This is a genomic window from Parendozoicomonas sp. 2304DJ65-17, from assembly GCF_058148445.1.
Window position 1 is genome coordinate 62,384 of record NZ_JBYVJV010000010.1, and the last position, 20,909, is coordinate 83,292.

Annotated in this window: 20 protein-coding genes; 11 read left to right on the plus strand and 9 right to left on the minus strand. The window is 48.5% G+C overall.

Going from position 1 to position 20,909, the window contains the following annotated elements; translation table 11 throughout:
• Positions 1-94: 94 nt before the first annotated feature.
• The 3 genes from ACY2RR_RS20235 to ACY2RR_RS20245 all read right to left on the minus strand — a co-directional run bounded on the left by ACY2RR_RS20235 (position 95) and on the right by ACY2RR_RS20245 (position 2,461).
• Positions 95-1,480: an MATE family efflux transporter gene (locus ACY2RR_RS20235; protein WP_490109999.1), complete on the minus strand. Its 1,386-nt coding sequence runs from the start codon at positions 1,478-1,480 to the stop codon at positions 95-97.
• Between the two features lie 65 nt (positions 1,481-1,545).
• Positions 1,546-1,953 (minus strand): MarR family winged helix-turn-helix transcriptional regulator, encoded by a 408-nt coding sequence (locus tag ACY2RR_RS20240; RefSeq protein WP_490110000.1) that lies wholly within the window; start codon positions 1,951-1,953, stop codon positions 1,546-1,548.
• A 52-nt stretch (positions 1,954-2,005) separates the two neighbouring features.
• Positions 2,006-2,461, minus strand: a complete 456-nt coding sequence (locus ACY2RR_RS20245; protein ID WP_490110001.1) for a ComF family protein — start codon at positions 2,459-2,461, stop codon at positions 2,006-2,008.
• A gap of 365 nt (positions 2,462-2,826) precedes the next feature.
• Here ACY2RR_RS20245 and bioB point away from each other — a divergent pair, with 365 nt between their 5' ends.
• From bioB to ACY2RR_RS20270, 5 genes are all read left to right on the plus strand, one after another.
• On the plus strand, positions 2,827-3,927 hold the full coding sequence (gene bioB / locus ACY2RR_RS20250) for a biotin synthase BioB (protein ID WP_490110002.1): 1,101 nt from the start codon (positions 2,827-2,829) through the stop codon (positions 3,925-3,927).
• 3 nt (positions 3,928-3,930) lie between these two features.
• Positions 3,931-5,097: an 8-amino-7-oxononanoate synthase gene (gene bioF, locus ACY2RR_RS20255; RefSeq protein WP_490110003.1), complete on the plus strand. Its 1,167-nt coding sequence runs from the start codon at positions 3,931-3,933 to the stop codon at positions 5,095-5,097.
• Positions 5,094-5,822 (plus strand): alpha/beta fold hydrolase, encoded by a 729-nt coding sequence (locus tag ACY2RR_RS20260; RefSeq protein WP_490110004.1) that lies wholly within the window; start codon positions 5,094-5,096, stop codon positions 5,820-5,822. The genes bioF and ACY2RR_RS20260 overlap by 4 nt, the downstream gene beginning before the upstream one ends.
• 1 nt (position 5,823) lies before the next feature.
• Positions 5,824-6,657 carry a malonyl-ACP O-methyltransferase BioC gene (bioC, locus tag ACY2RR_RS20265; RefSeq protein WP_490110005.1) on the plus strand — a complete coding sequence of 278 codons (834 nt, stop codon included), beginning with the start codon at positions 5,824-5,826 and terminating at the stop codon, positions 6,655-6,657.
• Between the two features lie 63 nt (positions 6,658-6,720).
• Positions 6,721-8,142: a rhomboid family intramembrane serine protease gene (locus ACY2RR_RS20270; RefSeq protein WP_490110006.1), complete on the plus strand. Its 1,422-nt coding sequence runs from the start codon at positions 6,721-6,723 to the stop codon at positions 8,140-8,142.
• Here the strand turns inward: ACY2RR_RS20270 and ACY2RR_RS20275 are convergent.
• Positions 8,124-9,590 carry a hypothetical protein gene (locus ACY2RR_RS20275; protein ID WP_490110007.1) on the minus strand — a complete coding sequence of 489 codons (1,467 nt, stop codon included), beginning with the start codon at positions 9,588-9,590 and terminating at the stop codon, positions 8,124-8,126. The two genes, ACY2RR_RS20270 and ACY2RR_RS20275, sit on opposite strands and share 19 nt — an antisense overlap.
• A 140-nt stretch (positions 9,591-9,730) precedes the next feature.
• On the opposite strand from ACY2RR_RS20275, the gene bioD reads away from it, so the two are divergent.
• Genes bioD through ACY2RR_RS20290 form a run of 3 tightly spaced genes read left to right on the plus strand, consistent with a single transcriptional unit; the run spans position 9,731 to position 11,320 of the window.
• On the plus strand, positions 9,731-10,408 hold the full coding sequence (gene bioD, locus ACY2RR_RS20280; protein ID WP_490110008.1) for a dethiobiotin synthase: 678 nt from the start codon (positions 9,731-9,733) through the stop codon (positions 10,406-10,408).
• A gap of 60 nt (positions 10,409-10,468) precedes the next feature.
• The gene (locus ACY2RR_RS20285; RefSeq protein ID WP_490110009.1) at positions 10,469-10,873 is read left to right on the plus strand and encodes a hypothetical protein; all 405 of its coding nucleotides are present in this window, start codon (positions 10,469-10,471) and stop codon (positions 10,871-10,873) included.
• 42 nt (positions 10,874-10,915) lie between these two features.
• A complete protein-coding gene (locus ACY2RR_RS20290; RefSeq protein WP_490110010.1) occupies positions 10,916-11,320 on the plus strand; it encodes a hypothetical protein in 405 nt (134 codons plus the stop codon).
• Between the two features lie 36 nt (positions 11,321-11,356).
• Here ACY2RR_RS20290 and ACY2RR_RS20295 read toward each other — a convergent pair whose 3' ends face one another.
• From ACY2RR_RS20295 to ACY2RR_RS20305, 3 genes are all read right to left on the minus strand, one after another.
• Positions 11,357-13,537 carry a molybdopterin oxidoreductase family protein gene (locus tag ACY2RR_RS20295; protein ID WP_490110011.1) on the minus strand — a complete coding sequence of 727 codons (2,181 nt, stop codon included), beginning with the start codon at positions 13,535-13,537 and terminating at the stop codon, positions 11,357-11,359.
• Positions 13,538-13,601: 64 nt separating this feature from the next.
• On the minus strand, positions 13,602-14,462 hold the full coding sequence (locus tag ACY2RR_RS20300) for a hypothetical protein (RefSeq protein WP_490110012.1): 861 nt from the start codon (positions 14,460-14,462) through the stop codon (positions 13,602-13,604).
• A gap of 57 nt (positions 14,463-14,519) precedes the next feature.
• Complete coding sequence (locus ACY2RR_RS20305) at positions 14,520-16,265, minus strand: peptidase inhibitor family I36 protein (RefSeq protein ID WP_490110013.1); 1,746 nt, start codon at positions 16,263-16,265, stop codon at positions 14,520-14,522.
• Between the two features lie 198 nt (positions 16,266-16,463).
• On the opposite strand from ACY2RR_RS20305, the gene ACY2RR_RS20310 reads away from it, so the two are divergent.
• A complete protein-coding gene (locus ACY2RR_RS20310) occupies positions 16,464-17,207 on the plus strand; it encodes a hypothetical protein (RefSeq protein WP_490110014.1) in 744 nt (247 codons plus the stop codon).
• Positions 17,208-17,695: 488 nt separating this feature from the next.
• Here ACY2RR_RS20310 and ACY2RR_RS20315 read toward each other — a convergent pair whose 3' ends face one another.
• Positions 17,696-17,884: a hypothetical protein gene (locus tag ACY2RR_RS20315; RefSeq protein WP_490110015.1), complete on the minus strand. Its 189-nt coding sequence runs from the start codon at positions 17,882-17,884 to the stop codon at positions 17,696-17,698.
• Between the two features lie 5 nt (positions 17,885-17,889).
• Positions 17,890-18,312, minus strand: coding sequence for a helix-turn-helix domain-containing protein (locus ACY2RR_RS20320; RefSeq protein ID WP_490110016.1), 423 nt, complete (start codon positions 18,310-18,312; stop codon positions 17,890-17,892).
• A 136-nt stretch (positions 18,313-18,448) separates the two neighbouring features.
• Between ACY2RR_RS20320 and ACY2RR_RS20325 the strand changes: the two genes are divergently transcribed.
• Entirely contained in the window at positions 18,449-18,676 is a 228-nt protein-coding gene (locus ACY2RR_RS20325) for a hypothetical protein (RefSeq protein WP_490110017.1), read from the plus strand.
• Between the two features lies 1 nt (position 18,677).
• Positions 18,678-20,888: a transposase gene (locus tag ACY2RR_RS20330; RefSeq protein WP_490110018.1), complete on the plus strand. Its 2,211-nt coding sequence runs from the start codon at positions 18,678-18,680 to the stop codon at positions 20,886-20,888.
• Positions 20,889-20,909 lie beyond the last annotated feature (21 nt).

Below are 20,909 nucleotides of genomic sequence, written 5' to 3' on the forward strand. Positions count from 1 at the left end.
ATGGAGCAGGCTTAAGATCGTTTTTTTCAATAGAAACATAAAGTTATAAGTGCCATGCAATAATGACACTTATCACCTCTTACATACAGCGTTATCAGGCGGCCTGCTTGAGAGAAACGCCTGGATGTTCCTGCACACTCTGACGGTTCTTCAGATCTCGAATAACCAAACCAGCAACAACAAATGCTAGGAAAATATTGGATAACGGCATGGATATCCAAACACCGGTCACTCCCAGCCAGTCTGGCAAAAACGCCAGCAGTGGAAGCTGAACCAACATATTGCCCATAGATATGAACGTTGCCAAACGGGCAAGAGCCAATGCCTGAAAATACGCTGCGCAGACAACAATAAAGCCATCCAGAAACATCGTGAACAAATGCAGTCGGAATCCGATTGAGGTGGCTTCAATCAAGGCCTGATCATTTTTAGCAAAGATACCGGCAATAAGCTCGGGTAACAGGTTGATAAACAGTAACGTTCCCACACCAATACCGACTGCAACCTTAAGCGCCAGCATCAATGCTTCGCGAATATTTCTGTTATTCCCTGCCCCTTTGTTAAAACTTACCAGCGGCTGGATACCATGGCCGATACCTTCAGCAAACATGTAATAGAACGCCTGCACGTAACCCACGATGGTGAAAGCAGCAACGGTGACTACGCCGCCATGTTCCAGAAACAGTCGATTGTGAATAATCAGTACAAAGCTGAAATACAGGAACATAACCAAACTGGAGAAACCGGCAGCCATGGTTTGCCCGGACAATTTGAGGTCAAGTTTCAATTTGCTGAAATTGAGTTTCTCCAGAGCCTTGTCACTGAAGAAGTAACCAGCACCCCAGATAGCCACAGCTAACTGTGCGATTACCGTGGCAATTGCAGCACCTGCAACCTTCTGATCCAGCAGAACAACAAAGACCCAGTCCAGAAGGATATTCAGCCCGGCACCAAAACACATAAGTATTGTAGCGAGTTTGGGCTGTTCATCATTCCGCACCAGCATTGGTAGAGCTGCACCTGCCATGGCAGGCAATGCACCAAGACTCATAAGGTGCAGATAATCAGCACCAAGGCTTAAAACCTCACCGGAGGCATTCTGCATTTGCAAGCCAGCCACGGTGAAGTGATACATAACCGTTCCCAGCACAATACTCAGCAGAGGCAGAAGTACAAAAGCGTTGCCAAGAATTAATTGTGCCCGGCGATGATTACCGGCACCTCGCTCAATGGAGTAAAGAGCCGAAGCGCCAGTACCAACCATAAGACCAATACCAATCATGCCGCCCATAATGGGCCAGGCCAGATTGATGGCGGCGAGGCCTTCGGCACCAACAGCCCGGCCAATAAATATTCCATCAATAACGGCGTAAAGGCCGTTTACAACCATGCCCATAACCGCCGGCAGTGTGTAGCGCCAGAACAGCTTGCCAATTGGCTGGCTACTGATGGCACCAGAGTTTGATACAGATTCAGACATTCTTACTTAGTTAGCCTTGCTAATTATTAAGGCGAAAAATGCGCCCATCATTTCCTTATCGGTTTTTATTTCGTGATTAGAGCCAGCAGCCTTTCTAATTCCCTACAATCTTTGTCACCAAGCTTTGTACGAACCTGTTCAGCAAGACTGGAGTAGAGAACATCATCATGTTGAAGGAGTTCATGACTTTTCTCAGTAAGGCTTATACGTGTTGCCCTGCCGTCTTCCAAACAGGGTGAACGCTTGACCAGTCCTTTCTTTTCAAGCCGCATAATCATATTCGTGGCTGAAGGCTTTTGAACGCCAAGGTCCTGTGCAATTTCAGATAATCGGGGATGCTTGAGAATCTGAATACTTTTCAGATAGTCATATTCATTGAAGCTGAGAGAGTCGCACTCAGCTGGTGTATCCATGGTGCGCCAGAGTTTACTGATCTGGCGATCCATTTTTGCAAAAGATTGTTCGAGCTTCATGAGGCTTATGATAATAGTTAGGCAGGCTAACTAAAAGAGGAGTTATCGCTCTTTACACAGGAGGAGTACGAGCCACACACCAGACATCTACGGTTTCTGCGCCGTGTTTCTTCAACAGTTTGCAGAGTTCTTCCGTTGTCGCTCCGGTAGTCATCACATCATCCACCACAGCAACATGCTTGTAAGGCAGAGGTTTTCTGAGCACAAAAGCATTTCGCATGTTTTGCTTTCGTTTGCTGGCTGATAGCCCCTGCTGGGATTGGTCGTTATTTCTGCGTCTTACCAAACGATGATGTACCGGAATATCCGTTGCTTTCGAAAGTTGCTCTGCAATAACACCGGCCTGGTTAAAACCCCGCTTTCTTAACTTCCACCAGTGCAAAGGAACAGGGATAAGAGCTTCTGGCCATGGTTTATCGCAATAGTCTTTTTGAAGATTGTTGATCAGATGCTTTACCAGTGGGCGCGCATAGATAATCTGGCGGTTGTATTTCACTCTCTGCAGCATTGTTGAAACCGGGAACGCATATTCAAGAGGCGCAACACAGTTATCAAACTTACGCGAATGCTTTTGGCATGTACCACATAGAATGTTGTCATTTACCGTCAAAGGCTCTTTGCACTTTTCACAACTCCACTGCGGATACGGCAATGCCAGCAAACATTGTTCGCACACGCCCAGAACTGGGGAACAACGCGCATAACACAAGAAACATGTAGCAATCCTCACTTGATTAAAAAATAACCACAAGTCAACCACCACCAAAAACATCGGTTGACTGAATATGCGCATACGGTATTATCGCCAAAGCTAGAGTTCCCGAAACACTCGGCCAGAGAGCCGGGGTCAAACATAGTTTAAAGACCATTCCTATGCCTGCACCCACAACGACCGCAACTGCCATGAATACACAGCCCGATGGACAAGAATCTGTGACCCGTCACGATTGGAGCGTTGCAGAAGTTGAAGCTCTGTTCGCTATGCCTTTTAACGACCTGATGTTTCAGGCGCAAACAGTACACCGCCAGCACTTTGATCCAAACGAAGTTCAGGTAAGCACCCTGCTCTCTATCAAAACCGGTGCCTGCCCGGAAGACTGCAAGTACTGCCCACAGGCTGGTCGTTACAACACCGGTTTGAAAAAAGAAAAGCTGATGGAAGTTCAGCGAGTTCTGGACAAAGCCAAACAGGCAAAAGAATCCGGAACTTCCCGTTTCTGCATGGGTGCTGCGTGGAAAAACCCACCAGCCAAAGATTTCCCCTATGTTCTGGAAATGGTGAAAGGCGTTAAGGAACTTGGCCTGGAAACCTGTATGACTCTGGGCAAACTGAGCCGTGAGCAAACAGAACAGCTGAAAGAGGCCGGGCTGGATTATTACAACCACAACCTGGACACCTCCAAAGAATTCTACGACAGCATCATCACAACCCGTACCTACTCAGATCGCATGGAAACTCTTTCTTACGTACGTGATTCCGGCATGAAGATCTGCAGTGGCGGCATTCTGGGAATGGGTGAAAGCGTTCGGGATCGCGCCGGACTGCTGGTGAATCTGGCCAACCTGCCTGTTCATCCGGAAAGTGTTCCCATCAATATGCTGGTAAAAGTTGATGGTACTCCGCTGGGCGATCTTGATGATATGGAACCGTTTGATTTCATCCGCTGTATTGCTGTTGCACGAATCATGATGCCGAAATCCCACGTCCGCCTTTCCGCCGGTCGTGAGGAGATGAACGAGCAGATGCAGTCCATGGCATTTCTTGCCGGTGCCAACTCCATCTTCTATGGCGAATGTCTGCTGACTACGCCAAACCCAGCGGCTCATAAAGACAAGATGTTGTTTGAAAAGCTTGGCATTCGTCCTGAACGCCGGGTTGTGAAAAACGATGATGACCAGCAGGAAGCGGAATTGCTGGATCAGGTTCAGAAAAAGCAGGACGAAGCTCTGTTCGTAGATGCCGCTGCGGTGTAAACCATGGCTTTTGATCTTGAAAGCGCCCTGCAGGAACGCAGGGCCGAAAGCCTGTACCGCAGTCGCAGAACAGTAGATGGCCCCCAACAACCCAAAGTTATTGTAGATGGCAAAGAGCAGTTGGCTTTTTGCAGCAATGATTACCTGGGACTCGCCAACCACCCTGAAGTGATTAAAAGCTTTCAGCAGGCCGCCAACAAATATGGTGTTGGCGGTGGTGCCTCTCATCTGATTATTGGCCACAGCCGCGCCCATCATCAGCTTGAAGAAGAGCTGGCAGAATTTACCGGCCGCCCTCGTGCCTTACTGTTCTCCACCGGGTATATGGCAAACCTTGGTGTTATCAGTGCACTGCTTGGCCGGGGAGATGCTGTGTTTCAGGATCGTCTGAACCATGCGTCTTTGCTGGATGCCGGCCAATTATCGGGCGCACGCTTTCAACGCTACCTCCATTGTGACCCAGCCAGCCTTGAGCAAAAACTGCAACGCAGTGAAGCTCGCCGAAAGCTTGTGGTAACTGATGGCGTATTCAGCATGGATGGCAATATCGCTCCGCTGAAAGAGCTGACCTCAGTTGCTACAAAACATGATGCCTGGTTAATGGTGGACGATGCCCACGGTTTTGGCGCTGTCGGTCAGGGGGGTCGTGGTGTAGCGGATATGTTTGATATGGGCATTCGTGAACTGACAATTCTTATGGGAACGCTGGGAAAAGGCTTTGGAACCGCTGGCGCATTTGTCGCTGGTAGCGAAGCTCTGATCGAAACACTGGTGCAGTTTGCCCGTTCCTATATCTACACAACATCTATGCCGCCCGCTGTTGCCGAAGCAACCCGAACCAGCCTTAAGCTGTTGAAAACAGAAGACTGGCGCCGTGAAAAGCTGCAAACATTGATTCAGCGTTTTCGTTCCGGTTGCGAACAATTGGGTCTGGAATTAATGGATTCCAATACGCCAATCCAGCCAATTATGGTGGGCAGTGCAGAGAAATCTCTGGCTATGAGCAAAGCTCTTGAAGAACAGGGAATTCTGGTTACAGCGATACGCCCACCAACTGTTCCGAAAGATTCCTCTCGTTTGCGAGTTACATTGAGCGCCAGCCATACAGAGGAAGACGTGGATCGTCTTCTGTCAGCTCTGGAAAAAACAGTTCAGGAGAATCAGGGATGAATCGTGTAATTCTGGTTTCAGGCTGGTGCATGTCTGCAGAGGTTATGGAGCCTCTTGCGGAAGCACTGTCTGCCCAAGGTTTTAGCGTTAACAGCATGTCTTTAGCGGATGCTACAGGCGAAAGCTGGGAAGAACTGCTGACTTCACTGGATACCCTCGTTGATAACAAACCAGCCGTTTTAGTTGGCTGGTCTCTCGGCGGAAACCTTTGCGCTCGTTACGCGACTAAACACCCAGAGAATGTTCTCGGCGTGGCTACCATGGGCAGTACACCCAGCTTTGTTGCTGCTGAAGATTGGCCTGCTGGTAAACATCCTGACGCTTATCAAGAATTTGCCGATGGCGTGGCTGCAGATATTCAACTGGCTATGAAAGGTTTTGCTCCAATCTGCGCCCGTGGCAGCACTGATTTGAAATCCGCTATTCGTACGCTGAGAGCATCTGCCAAATGGGCTCTTGCACAGCAAACGGATTGGCGAGCTTTACTCGATCGCTTGGCTGAAGATGCCCGCCCTGAGTGGCAGAAGATAACCTGCCCGGGTGTTCATTTACTTGCCGAGAATGACCCTTTGGCAAAGCCGGGAATTGCAGATGATCTGCAAAAGCTTTTACCTGCTCACAGTGTTCAGGTTTTACCCGGCAGTCACGCAATTTTTTTAGATAACACGGATAGTGTTGTCGAAGCTGTGAAAACAATAACGAATGGTACGGGAAAGGATGTGTGATATGACCCCGATGCCCGCTGCGCTGGATATGAACGAAACACCCGTACGGCAGGATAAACGCCGTATTGCAGAAACCTTTGGTAAAGCTGCCAGCACTTATGACTCTGCCGCCAGCCTGCAACAACTTGTTGCCGCAAGAGCACGGCTCGGCCTTCCCGAGATTGATTTACAGGCATCGATTCTCGATATGGGATGCGGAACAGGTAACGAAACCAGAGCTTTGGTAGAACGCTATCCTGAAGCTGATATTACCGGCCTTGATCTTTCCCAGGGCATGCTGGACTTCGCCAGCCAAAACCCTTTCCTCGCCAATTGTCACTGGGCCATTGGCGATATTGAAGAACTGCCTTTCAACGAAGAACAGTTTGATCTGGTGTTTTCCAGCCTGGCGATTCAATGGTGTGAATGTCTTTCAGAAGTTATGGCTCAGGTACACCGGGTTTTGAAACCTGGCGGATGGTTTGTTTTCTCAACACTGGCTGCGGGTAGCCTTCATGAACTCAATGCAGCGTGGAAAGCTGTAGATGACAAACCTCACGTGAACAGCTACGAAAGCCTGTCTCGTCAGAAACAGCGAGCGGCTTCTTCTGATTTGAGCATTTCATCTTTACGTCAGCAGACAGAAACTCTCTACTACCCATCTGTCACTCACCTGCTAAGAGAAATGAAAGCTCTGGGAGCAAATACTGTTGTTGAGAATCAGCAGAAGGGCCTGACTGGTAGAAGTACGATCCGCAAACTGACAGAAGGCTATGAGCCGTTTGTCACAGAAAAAGGTTTGCCTGCCAGCTACCAGGTCATCTACGGCGTTTTGCGAAAACCCGTCACACTTTAATGATATAGTCTGTCCGAATCTGACCTTTCAAAATAACTGTAATAACAGGCAGGCACGGACAGCATGCTTATTTTTCCTGTAGAACAAAAACCAGACTGGCGTCGTCCACCTCTGGTCACTCTCTTTCTTATTCTCGCTAACTGCCTGATCTTTATTTTCTATCAGCTTCCTGACGATGGCCGTATCGAAAAAGCTTTGCAGGCTTATAAAGACAGTGGCCTGTACGCTCAGGAGCAGGATATTTACCTCCGTCATATTCGCTTCGATCCCTGGAAGCGAGCCGCGCTTATGGAAGCAAGGGACGACGGCAATAATGAAACCGTTATGGTGCATCTGCTGCACGACCTTTCCTTTGATGAAGCACTTCGGGAACGGGAAGGTTTTGCTGGTAGTGAGTGGGAAACCAAACGGCTAGAAATTGAAGAATTAAGAAACCAGATCAGTTATATCCGGTTTGGCTATAAACCCAGTGATCCTTCCATTATTGACGCCTTTGTTTCTACCTTCCTTCATGGCGACTTCGGGCATCTGTTCGGCAATATGCTGTTCCTGTTTATCTTTGGTTTTGGGCTGGAAGCTTCGTTAGGTAGAAAGGTTTATCTCGGGGTTTATCTGGCAACCGGCTATACCGCTGTTGGTCTTTATCAGCTGGTTGAATGGAACAGTTTTTCTTTTGGCGTCGGCGCATCAGGCGCAATTGCTGGTTTGATGGGAGCTTACCTTGCCGTTTATGGATTTAAGCGCATCCGCTTTTTTATGACGCTGGGCTTTTACTTCAACACCATTACTGCTCCAGCCGTGGTTGTTTTCCCATTCTGGCTGGGCAAAGAAATTCTGAATGGTTTGTTTGGTACCGAAGGTATTAACTACTGGGCTCATGCCGGTGGGCTTGCAGGTGGTTTTGCGATTGTCTGGTGGCTGAAATCCCGAGGTCTCAAGATTGAAGAAACAGCCTTAACAGATGAAGAACAGGTGGTTGAAGAAACGCCTTACCAGCGAGAGCGACGCATTCTTGAAGGCTATATGAGTGAGCTCCAGCTGTTTAAAGCTATTGAGCTGTGTCAGCGGCTGATGAAAAAATACCCCGGAGATAATTACTTGTTAAATGTTTCCTGGAATCTGTTTGAAGGACTGCCGGATCACGCAATGTACGAGCAGGTCGTCACCAGTATCCTTCAGCTTCCACCAAATGAAGGAGATAAGGCAACTGTTGCACAAGTGTACGGCAGCTATCGTAAAACAACTGGCAAGATGCCAGCAGATGATGAAGTCAGTCTTGCTCTTCTGGAACGTTTCTTGGATTCCCAGTGGAAAGAATATTGTGTGGAACTGACTGAACACCTTGTCTCCCAACACTGCACAGACAAACGATTTCAGTCGATTGTAGAAACTATGGCACGGCGATTACGCAACAAAGATATAGATAAGAGCAAACAACTCAAAGCTTATGGCTTACAAACTTTTCCTCAGGCTGAAACAGCCTGAGGAAATTTGGCACTTTGATTGTTAAGCGCGGAAGCCAGTTCATCTATCTCTTTGCTCACGGCATTTTCCGGGTATTTTTTCTGGATAAATATCAGAACTTTCAGGGCATGGGCGTCCCGCTGCAAACCGTCGCTGAGCGCCTGTGCCATAAGCAGATAAGCCTGGGGAATCTTTCGGTATTCAGGGGAATGTATATGCATATCCTTGAGAATCAGAACCGCATCCCGAAACTGCCTTCTGGCCACCAGTCCTCTGGCTGCGTTATAGCAACTCTCAGGGCTTTCCGGCTTCCACTCTGCGTGACGATTCCTAACCGCTGTCAAAGCATCTGCAGCCAGTGTGTATTGGCTGGAATCTGCTAACAACTGCAGATAATGTTCAGCCTGCTTCTCCATTTTTTCTATCGAACTCCCAATAGCGCGCATTTCAAATAAGCGGCGATTTAACTCTGCATCGTTTTTACGGCTTTTTAATGCATTGCGGAGTGATTCTGCGCAATCTTCTATTCGCCCTTCCTGAAAGTAAATCGAGCTGTCAGACAGTGCTTTCTTATACTTCCAGGATTCTTCATCCATCACTTCTGATTGCTGTGTATCCTCTGTCGTATAACCCAACACATCCTGATACTGAAACAGGCAATAGCCCATCAGCGCACACATAACACAGGTGAAGTAACTGCCGGAAAACAGTGAAATCGGGTAAAGAAGACTGCTGCTGATTTTGGTGCCCAACAAAGCAAGAAATGCCCCTGAACCACCATAGAGAAGCATGATAAAGAAAAACAGCAACAGATAAGGCCAGCCAATGGCCGTCATAATGCCAAACAACTTTCCGGGGTGAACGGCATCAGGCAGAGAGTCTTCACGAGCCAGCACCATAACTGATGCAGGAAGAGCGAGAGCGGCAAAAACACCAACACCTGCAGCAGCAATAATCCCTCCGAAGAAACCTGCTGCGCCGATAGAAATACCTATCACCAGAAAGACAGCCAGCTGCTTGAAGAACAGGTGAAAACCTTCTCCGGTAAAGGCTTCGGCAACACTGGGCGGCTCCCAGCGCCCATCACTCATGTACTCAATAATTTTATAGGTGTACTTGGTGATACAAGCTGTAAGAACAAGGCTCATCAGCCCCGCGAATATTGATGGTGAAGATAGCGTGACACCCAGCAGTGAAGTAACCAGCAGAAAAATCATGGTCTGGGTTTTAAACGGGTAAATAAAGAAATCGTTTAAACATCTCCAGAAAGGTTCTGCCGATTGTGCAGTGCCAAGGAATTTCAGTTCTCTATGACAAAGCGGGCACCTTGGTTCACCAAGGCTTGCCGGTGGTTTAGGCGAACAGGTTTTGCAGAAAAGTTTGTGACACTGGGTGCAATTCCATTGCGCAGGAGCTTCGATATGCCAGCTGCATTGAATCCCCTGATGTGTTGCTCCACCGTGAGCCATAGTCGTTAAATCTCTTATATTTATTTCGTTTGAGATTGTATGGGGTAGTTACAGGGAAAGTCATCAGCAAAGTGAAGTGCTGATTCACAGAGTTACTGTTAATCTGGTGCGTGAAATTTTATGGCAATGAAGTTACTCCCATGAAACAGACTCTGTTCATAACCGGAACCGATACCGATGCAGGTAAAACTGTTGTTTCCTGCGGCCTTTTGGCGAGGGCAAAACTTGATGGTTTAACCACTGCGGCGGTTAAACCCATAGCCTCCGGTTGCAAGCAGACTGTTGATGGTTTGCGTAACAGTGATGCACTGGCTCTTCAGCAATCCATCACTATGGAATTGCCTTATGACCAGATCAACCCCATTGCTCTTGAACCTGCCATTGCGCCACATATTGGGTTGCAGGAAACGCAGCGCCGGGTAACAGCTGACCAACTGGCCGGTTACTGCCGTGGCGTTATGATGAAAGGTGCCAGCCTGACTTTGATAGAAGGTGCCGGTGGCTGGCGAGTCCCGCTTTCTCCCCGGGAAATGTATTCAAGCGTTCCTAAAAAACTGAATATTCCCGTTGTTTTAGTAGTCGGTATGAAACTGGGTTGCATTAATCATGCAGTGCTGACACTGGAAGCTATCTTCAAAGACGGTTTGAAACCAGTTGGCTGGGTGGCCAACCGTGCTGAACCAGAAATGAGCCGGTTTGAGGAAAATTTGACGACTCTCAAGGGGCTGCTGCCTGTTCCGTGCTTAGGTGTCATTCCACATTTGGACGATCCTTCTCCTGAGAATGTGGCAGAACATCTCACTCTGCCCAGCATGTGATTGGAACTTCATAAATCCAAAGCAATCATACTGCCCGGGTAATGAATAAACAGGTAAACAATGCATTTCCTTAAAGCACTATTACTGTTTTCATTTCTGGGCACCGCTTCATGGTGTTTTGCTAGTGACTTTGAGGCTGAAGACATTCGAAGCTCCTGGGTGTTGCCAGAGTTTTCACGAGTTAGCTCAAATGAGTTGAGGCATCTTGAAAAACAAGGGGTTATCCAGGATCTGGATCTTTCTGATTCCACACCAATCGAAGTATCGGTATCTGGGCCAGCTCAGGTTATACATTGTTTAAAAGACAATGGCCTTTGGTTGGAGCCTTACCAAGAGTGCGAATATATGAAAGAAAAAACCTGCCTTGAACTCGATGGTGATTTTCACAGTTGCGCTTCCCCCTGCCGTAACACCAATGCAGAAATTTGTGCGGCAGTATGTGTTCCAGTTTGCCAATTCGACTAATCTATTTTTCAACCAAATGAACACGGCCCAGGGCTGTAAATAATGAAAACTCTTAAATTTCTGACTCTTTTAACTCTAACTTTTCTTGCAGCCTGCACACATTCGCAAAAACCAGAAGTTTCCACTCACTGGACAGTCTCTGACAGCCATCAACAAATTCAGCAGGCTCAAGCCCTGGAAGCTCAAGGTGTGATAAAGGATCTTCAGATCATGGAATCAGACCCCGAACAGCTATCTGCCACAGGCCCAGCTAATGTACTTGCCTGCCTTGAAAGTTCTGGCAAGTGGCTGGAAGAACATCAGGAATGTGAGTTTATGCCTGAGCAGAGTTGTAAAGCACTGGGGGGAGAGTTCAATAGTTGCACGTCAGCTTGTCGTCATAACGAAGATGCCATGATGTGTATTCAGATGTGTGTGCCGGTTTGTTCTTTTGATACTTCGAATTAAAAGTTTGCGGGTAGCATGCACTACCCGCGATGAATTTTACGCTGAAGCAGCTTTAGCCAGTTCCGACTCCTGTTGTTTGTTCACGGGAGTCAAAGTCACAGGCACGCCATTAAGAGCTGCGTTTCCAGACAGTTCATCAATAGCCAAATCATCAGTCAGGTCATTCACACTCTGCCCGGCATAATCACTGGCAATAGCCATTTTCATACCTTTGCGATTATGGCCCCAGCCATGAGGAATACTGACAACACCCTGCATAATTGTGTCTGTCACCTCGGCTTCAATGGCAACAGTTCCGGTTCTGGAACTTACTTCTACCTGTTGACCATTGCTGACACCAAGTCGCTGAGCATCATCAGGATGAATATGTGCCGTACAGCGGTTCTTGCCTTTCACTAAACGCTGGCTGTTATGAAGCCAGGAGTTGTTGGTGCGTACATCTCTGCGCCCAATTAACAGTAATTCATCTGGCTGCGAATTAGCCGATTTTTCAAGCCGCTCTAAATCCTTAAAGAAGAATTCTGGCTCCAAATTTATGAGTTTGTCTTTGGTAAACAGTGTTTCTGGCAGACACGGTGTTAAAGGCCCGAGGTCAACGCCATGCATCTTTTTCTGTAAGCGTTTGCGTGACAAACCTTTTAAGGGATGACGCAAAGCTCCGTAAGGGCCGGTTTTCAAAAGCATATCCAACACACCATCAGGACCAAGGCTCTTGGAAAGTTTGTTTGCTACTTTGCCTTGCAGGTTTTTAGGTGGGTGCAAACGTTTTTCCAGTTCCTGATAGATTTGCCAGTCATGCTTTTCATCAGGTGCCTTTTCAAACAAGGCTGGTGAATAGCGGGCTGTGTTTCTTATTGCCAACATATTGAAGATGACATCGTAGTGTTCCCGCTCGAGTGGACTCACTGGCGGCAGAATAATATTGGCATGTTTGGTGGTTTCGTTGAGGTAAAAGTCTATGGATACCATAAACTCCAAACCTTCCAGACCTTTCTCCAGTTGTGTGCCGTTTGGTGTAGACAGCGCAGGATTGCCAGCGACAGTCACCAGACCTTTTATCTGACCATCACCTTCCACCAGCATTTCTTCTGCTAATGCAGAAACCGGGAACTCACCGTTAAACTCAGGCAGCTTTCTAACACGGGAATGCCCTTTGCCAAGGTGGCCTCTCCCGGTTTGTTTTAGCAAGTCTGCCGCAGGTTTTGTAAACATCAACCCGCCTTCTACATCCAGTCTGCCAGTGGCTATATTTATAACCATAATCAGGTATTGGCAAAGCAGGCCAAACTCCTGAACAGAAACTCCCATACGCCCATAGCAAACAGACTTTTCGGTTTGTCCAAACTCTACAGCCAGCTGCTTGATAGCTTCAGCACTGATACCGGTAATGCCTGCCGCTCGTTCCGGCGTCCAGTCAGCGACATAGTTTTTAATTTCCTGAAAGTCTTTGAGATACCTGGTGAGATGAGCTGTATCAATCAGCTGTTCAGCAAACAAAGTATTGAGGATAGCCAATAGTAAAAACGCATCAGTACCCGGTTTTATAAAGTGGTGTTCATCTGCAATCCGGGCTGTTTCTGTTTTGCGCGGATCTATAACAATAACTTTACCGCTGCGCTTTTGAATATCCTGAAGGCGTTTTTTCACATCGGGCACGGTCATGATACTGCCGTTGGAAGCCAGAGGATTACCACCAATAATCAGCATATGTTCTGTGCGATCAATATCTGGCACAGGAATCTTCAACTGATGCCCAAAGAGCTTCCAGGCAACAATATGATGAGGCAGCTGATCTACAGAAGTCGCCGAAAAACGATTACGGGTACGTACAGCATTAAAGAAATGCCGCCCCATTAATAAGCTACCAGTGTTGTGTACATTGGGATTGCCGAGATAGGTTGCCATAGCATTATTGCCATAAGCTTTCTGCACTCTCCGTATACCTTCAGCAGCCTTATCTAAAGCCTCATCCCAACTGGTTTCTTTCCATCCGTCGGGCGTTCTCTCTAAAGGTTTGCGAATACGATCCGGGTCTTCGTAAAGGTCTTTCAGGGCAATGGCTTTGGGGCAGATATGACCACGGCTGAATGGGTCTTCTTTATCGCCCTTAATAGAATGAATCTCTGTCCCTGTATAGGTGACTTTGATCCCACACATGGCTTCACAAAGATTACAGGTACGATAATGGGTTTGTTCCGGCAGGGCTGAATCAGGCATGGTCGTTCCGTGCTTCTTGTTTTTTTATAGCAGAGTACCCTGATTTCTGACGCCTTGGAAAGAGTTAAGGTTGAGGTGGTCCGATGTCTTTTTTCTGGAGATGTTTGTGCGCCTGAAGTTTCTTTTTCTTCTTCAGCTGTCGCTCAACAACAGGCTTAGGCAGATCAACAATATGTTTCATGCCACTCACATCACACCCCGAAGCTTTAACGACATTCAGCGCAAAGGTGAAGCAGTTATGAACAAAGCCTCCCCATATCCATCTCTTTTTCGCTGCTTTATTGAGATATTCATGCATTCCTTTTAAGTCCGGAACACCACCACCGTTCTCAAAGGGTTGCGGAAGCTTGTTTGCGCCCGGAGGCTGGTACACATAGCTGACATGGCCGCCCTCACCCAGATCATTTAGGTAGGTGTAAAACTGCTCTTCAGTCATAAACTCCGGGTAGTTGTCCGCATCATTGATCTGACAGAACCTATGGTTCTTATTGTCTTTATCTGAAAACGCCACAAGACAATGGAGAAAAGGATTTACCCTTGGGCCTCTGACCAACAGGATTTTAGGATTGACGTAATTCTTCAGTTCTTCCGGGGGGATACCTTTGGTATAGCGGGTACCGTAGGTATGAGTTTCCACTGTCACCACAACTTCTTTGATCAGATTAATAATCGTGCCCGGGCGCAGCTTCCCTGCCACATTGATAATAAATTGCACAAAACTCTGAGCGTAATGCCGTCTGGTGTTTCTCTGTGAAACCCGTTTTGCATGTTCTTCTGATAATGGAAAAGCACTGGCAGGAATATTGAGATTTGCTTCAGGAGGAAGCTTTCTGGCGCGCCCTTTCTTTTGGGTTCGAGTTTTAAATTTCTTAAACAGGCTGACACGTTGACCAGCCTGTGATGAACCACTTTTCCCTACTGGCATAGCGATTTCCCTATCTGAACCCTTTAAGGTTAGATAAGGAAATCATCAGCGGGTGAATTAACGACTGCCCAATGCTCCCCAGAGACCTGATTCCCACTGCCCGCCAGTCACACCAAAGTTCACATGAACAGCCGCACCAGGGTCCAGAGCCTCCCGGAACTTCTTGGCTTCTGCAGCATTCAGAGGAACATCGTAGGTTGAACCCGGGAATTCATTGGCACAGGCACTGGCACCATTCCAGGCCTCACCTCCGGCATTGGTTCTTACCCAGTTACCATTCGCCAACCGACAAGCGTATGCCTTGCTGTTTCCAGCCCAGTCCAAACGCATAAAGCGGTCACCATATTCCCAGAAGGAAACAGTTCGACCATTGGCATACGCGTTATAGGTATCTTCTGGGCCAATACCCCAGAGCTGCTTATTCAAACGACCACTGCTGCTATCAAGATCGCTCTCTTCCAGCATATCCAGACCGAAAGAGTTCACACCATTCTCAATGCCAGTGCGAGCTTCATCAGCACTCACAACATCGTGGCAGAAATTGTTATGACACTCCTGAGAGCGGGTGAAACGATCCGTCTTAACGTGGTTATCATTTACGTTAATGGATGCCACACCAATATTTCGCTCAAAGTTGCTGCCCAACATCACGTTAGTCGCTGTGCTGCAACCTGTGCTGCCGCCACTCTTGTAGAAGAATGCACGTTTGCCACTTTCCCGAATCTGATCAAAGGTCAAACTGTTTGGTACGGTCTGGCAGGAGTCAATTGTGTAAACCAGATCGCCCATCCAGGCTACATCGTTCTTCAATTGCTGATAGCCAGAATTGTCGCCACCAAAGTCATCCTGCAGGAAGAAGAACACAACGTCGTTGTCGTCTGCACCTTTTAACCAGCTATCCACTTCACCCAACATACGACGCAGGGTTGTATCTTTCTGCCCGCAATCCGTTGAGTGACAAACTTTGGTCTGGCGGTTGCCTTTACGAACATCCAGCTCAAAGAATCGTGCGCCAAGTTGCAGCTGTTCAATCATGGCTCGGCGGTGGTTAGGGCCAGGAATCAGCTGCCCACTGAAGTAAGCGGTACTGTTAAAAGCATTGTGTGAACCAAGTACAGTCGTCTGGCGAATAGGTGCCTTTGCTGTCAGAGCTTCATTGATGTCCAACGCTTTTTCGCCAGCGCTGGCAGAACGGGCAAGAACACGAACAGAGTCAATATTATCTTCCACCCAGCTACCTGGGCGTACCTCCAGATTGGAGGTGCTGCGAGTCAGAATGCGCCAGTTTTTATCTGTCCGGTGATTTGGATATTCGTACACATACACATCAGCCTTGCCTACAACCATCAAAGAAGAGGCTTTATTTCTGCCCAATGTGTAGTAGTTAAGGTCAGAGCTGAACTGCCCTTCTTCCAGGCAAAATGGTGTACCGCGAAAACCCGGGTGTTCAAACAGGCAGGCAAAGTTATCGGTATTACGGGTACGTACCTTGAATGAACTGATGCCATCGTTCAGATCATCCATTTTGTAGGTGTTGCCCATCACAACGGTTTTTTTACCGCCGTAGCTGCCATGTTCATAAATCGTGACGTAAGCATCTCCATAGAGTTTTATGGAAGAGATTTTGTCGTTACGGGAAGAGCCTATCCAGCCATTATCTCCCGTACCGTAACACCATTCGGCTCCTTCATATTCTGGGTGTTCGTAGAAGCAGACTTTGTCTTCTGCATAAGTGGTGCTTGCCAGACCTGAGGCGGATGCCATAAGAGCAAGCCCAGAGAGGAAAGAACGCAGACGCGCCATAAAAGATATCCTTCTTATTATTGTTTTTGTCTACCGTGAGAAATAAGGCCTGCAATAGCAAACGGTTTACAAGACCATCACTTACTACGGTTTTTGCAGTTTAATGATGCTTTTATGAAGGCTGAATGGCTCATCTGCCAGAATGTTAAGCAGGTTGTGAAAATAGTGAACCGCTAGACAATAATCAGGAACGATCGAATGGAATTGATCAGATGGAATGCTTTGATACTGACAACATTCTGGCTTTTAGGATGTGCAGATTCTAATCAGAGCATGGTGATTATGGCCCAGCAGGTGAGGCTAACACCGGAGCAGCATGAAGAAATCAGTAGCCACTACGCTCTTCTGATGGAAGTGCAGGACAACATCACCCGCAAATACAAAATTAATAACGACACTCAGAAATATGTTCTCAAACTCACCAACCGATTAGGGAACACTACGCCAATGTTTTCAGGGCTAAGTGTCAGTGGGGCTCAGGTAAACCTTAACTACACACTCTTGAAGTTCAGCCGTGACGACGAAATTGATAAGGATGCAATAACCGGCCTGGTCGCTCATGAGCTTGCACACGCTCAACACTACAAACTGTTGCCAACCCTTGATCTCCTGAACCTCGGGTTACGTTATTCCTCTTACGAAAAGAAATCCTCAAAGAGTAACTGGGCGAAATGGGTTCGGGCTTATGAACAGTTCACGGATATGCAGGTGATTGCCTTTGGTTATGCTGACGAGCTGATCGCACAGAAAAGAAAAACCCGTAACTACATACAGGAACATGAATTTGGTGATGCACCATTTTATGAGTTCAGTGCCTACCTAACCGAAAAGGAAATAAGGGCATTGAATTCCAGCAAAGAAGCATTCAGCAAAAAAATGGATCAGCTCCTCAAAGTACTCGAATGGGACTCTTTCCGGAATATTGCCAACCGTTTCCCATAGTATTCCAACAAATTTTCTAATGATCTAAATCCATTTCCTGTACGTAAAATCTGTAATTAAAACACTTGTTTGAAGTTGGAAACGCCCAGAATAGTGTGAGGGGGGTAATGGTCTGAGATACCGGGAGAATCCGGGAAGTCACGGGACTGTGTGGGACAAAACACCCGGAAAACCCAGTAACGCCAAGGGTTTAAGCCTGAACGAGTAGCCCGCGACGCCGATCCTTGAAATGAGACAACCGAGAAGAACCACCCGCCCGATCGCTACCAGGTAGCACCCACCACATCGATACCCGCAAAAAGCCGTAAAGCCCTTTAAACAAAGGTGTACAGAGCGTTTAACTGTCGGTTAAAGATTGTTTTCGAGAAGTGAGAACTGGGAAGCATTGGCAGGGTTTAAGATACCGCTTCCCAGTTTTAAGAATCCCCCAGAACTACAGCCTTCCGCGCAAAGGACAACCTGGAAGCACTGCAAGCGTAACTGGGAAGTCAGGTCTCATCATCCTTGTTAATATCACCCGTAAAAATCACCTGGTTACTTCCCACTATAAACACCTGCTTCAGTACGGTTGCACTTCTCGGTTCCGTGTCGTCTGGCTCATCATTTGCCGACCGGCCATCCAGAGCTTTTTGGAACAGAGATTCCAGCTTTTCCTTTTTACTTCTTCTATGGGGCATCCCTATCAGCCTTGCGCAGCACTTTTTACCAGCCGGAGCAGAACTCCCTGCTTAGTGTCTTCCTCGTCTTGTGAATAGAAATCATAAGCCGCAGCAATTAACTCACCACGCTGTGCAGGTGTCGGGCTAGAACCGGCCTCCTGCAGTGCCGTCTCCACAACCTCCACAACCTCAGCCAACTGTTTCGGCTCGATCTCTTCCTGGCTTCCATCTCGAAGCATAGAACCCTCACCTGTTAGAACCCAGTTCATGTCGACATCGCGAAAAGCAGTCGCAATACCGACCAACAGGTCAGAGCTTGGCTTATTTTTCAGACTTTTCACCTCGGAATAGGTAGATCTAGCAATATTTACACTTTCCGAAAAGTCTTTGAGATTCAACTTCTTATAGGATCGAACGGCTTCAATCCTCTCGACCAGCGTCGGCATTTCGAATTTTTCTCTTGAAAGATTCGGAATAACGACATAGATTATATCCGTGTCGGGTATCCGAACATATAAACACAAACGAATAAGTAAAACGGATATTACAGGGAAACGACTTCCCTGTAATCGGGAGCCAGCTATGGAATTACGAATCAAGCTGAGTAAAGAGCCAGGCCCAAGTCTGTACAACCAGGTGAAAGCCGGTTTTGCAGCCCAGGGCAAAACCTTCTCAGAAGCCTGTCGAGACTTGAACCTCAACCGGGAAAACACCCGCCAGGCTCTCCACGGTTTATGGAACGGGAAGGCTGCCAGGGAAGTCAGGCAGCGCATCATCGAGGCGGCAGGTTTCACCGCCCCGGAGGCGTAACATGGCCGAGTGGTTTTCAGCCAGAGATCTGGCCGGTTGCGCTGGCATGCCCAGCACCAAACGCGCAGTTCAGGACAAAGCCAACCGAGAAGATTGGCAGTCCCGCCCCCGTCAGGGCCGTGGTGGTGGTCGTGAATACCATATCGAGTCATTGCCCGCAGCCACACAAACAGCCCTGAAAATCAGCACCGCCAAAAAGGCATGCAGCACAGAGCAAGCCGCCCAAGCCGTTGCCACCGTTGCACCTGCCGAGGTCAACCCAGAGCAGGATCTGGAGCAGCTGGCCAAGCTCACCGGCAAAGCCAAGCAACGCCAGGAAGATCGGGCAGCCCTTCTTTCTGCCCTGGATGAGTACTGCCAGCAGCACCCTACCAAAGGCGCAGCGATCGAAGCCCTGGTCAACGACTACCAGCAGCAAACCATCGAACCACTGCCCGGCATTCATGGCCGCATTAAAAAGGTGAATCGTGCCAGCCTGCTTCGGTGGCAGAAGATCGTAACCGAGAAGGGGTGGTCAGCTCTGAGCGGTTGCTACAAGAGCGGCAAGGAAGGCAAAGGCTTTTTCGATCTCAACCCAACTGCAGCCGAGATCCTGCTGGGCCTGTTGATCGAACACCCACACGCCAAACTGAAAACCCTGCACAAAGCGCTGGGTTATATGTTGGAAGAGAAGGGCCTGCCCCTTCCTGGTGAATACGCCACAGCCGATTGGATCAAGAACTGGAAGGCTCGCAACCCTCGCCTGTTCCTGAACCTGATCGACCCCGATGCCTACAAGAACAAATACATGCCTGCTTTGGGCAGTTACTCGGAAGATGTAACCCGTCTGAATCAACGCTGGGAGTTCGACTCCACCCCCGCCGATGTCATGTTCACAGACGGCCGGTTCAGCATCATCGGCATTATCGACATCTACAGCCGCCGTGTGCATCTGGAAGTGCGCAAAACATCCAATAGCCAGGGAGTGGCCGGAGTCCTGCGCCGGGCGATCATCGACTGGGGCATCCCTGAAGTTGCCAAAACCGATAACGGCTCCGACTACGTTTCCAATCACATTAAAACGGTATTAAGGGCTCTTAAAATTGAGCAAGTGCTATCCGATCCGTACTCCGGTGATCAGAAGCCACACATCGAGCGTTTCTTCCACACCATCAGCCACGACCTGATGGAACTGCTGCCCGGCTTCATTGGTCACAACGTCGCAGAGCGCAACAGCATCGAAGCCCGCAAGAGCTTTGCCCAACGTCTGACCCTGAAAAAGCACAAGGGCGAAGTCATTGAAAGCACCATGACTTCCTCGCAATTTCAGGAGTGGACAGATAACTACCTCAAGAACCACTACCACAACAGAACGCACGGTTCGATCGGCTGCACTCCGGTAGAGAAAGCCCGCGACTGGCGCGGCAATATCCGCCGGGTAGAAAACGTCCGTGCCCTCGACATGCTGCTCACCCCAGCGATCGACAAGGTTGTCCAGAAGAAAGGCATTCAGCACGACGGCCACTGGTTTGTTTGCCCCGATCTTCACGCCCACCCCACCGGCAGAGTCAAGGTGCGGGAAGACGAGAAGGACATCGGCATCCTTTATGTATTCGATCGGGACTCCGGTGAATACCTCGGCCAGGCATCCGATCCAGCCATCACCGGCATCAACCGGCAGGAAGTGGCAGGCATTGCCAAGAAGCGCAGCCAGGAAGCCATCATCGAGGCTAAGGAAGTCACCAATAAGATCATCAAAAAGCACCGGGTTGGTATCCGCCAGGTTGGGCTGGATATGGTCAACAAGGCCAAAACCGCCAACGTGGCCGAGTTCCCCAAACCTTCTGTATCTCACGACACCAGCCACCTGTCAGGCGCAGCGGCCGCAGCTGCTGATGCCAGTGCAGAACGGCCTGTGCATCCAGAACAAAAGATGCCCGCCTACATGGCAGACCAGAACCACATCAAACAGCTGGTTGAAGAGAAAGCCAAGCCACTGGCAGAAACCCCTATCGATCGCATGCGTCGCTGGATTCTGCTGGAAGAAGGTGTGCAGGCCGGGCGGTCGCTCAGTGAAACAGACCAGAAGTGGAAAGCCAATTTCCAAACCACTCACGAATTTAGCGGCATGCACATGATCTATCAGGAAGAAGGCCGCAAACCATTTTTCATAGAGCAGCGCCAGAAGGACAAGGAAGCTGCCCGCAAACTCGCCACGGATCGGCACCAATAAAAAGCACGGAGAAAACTAAAC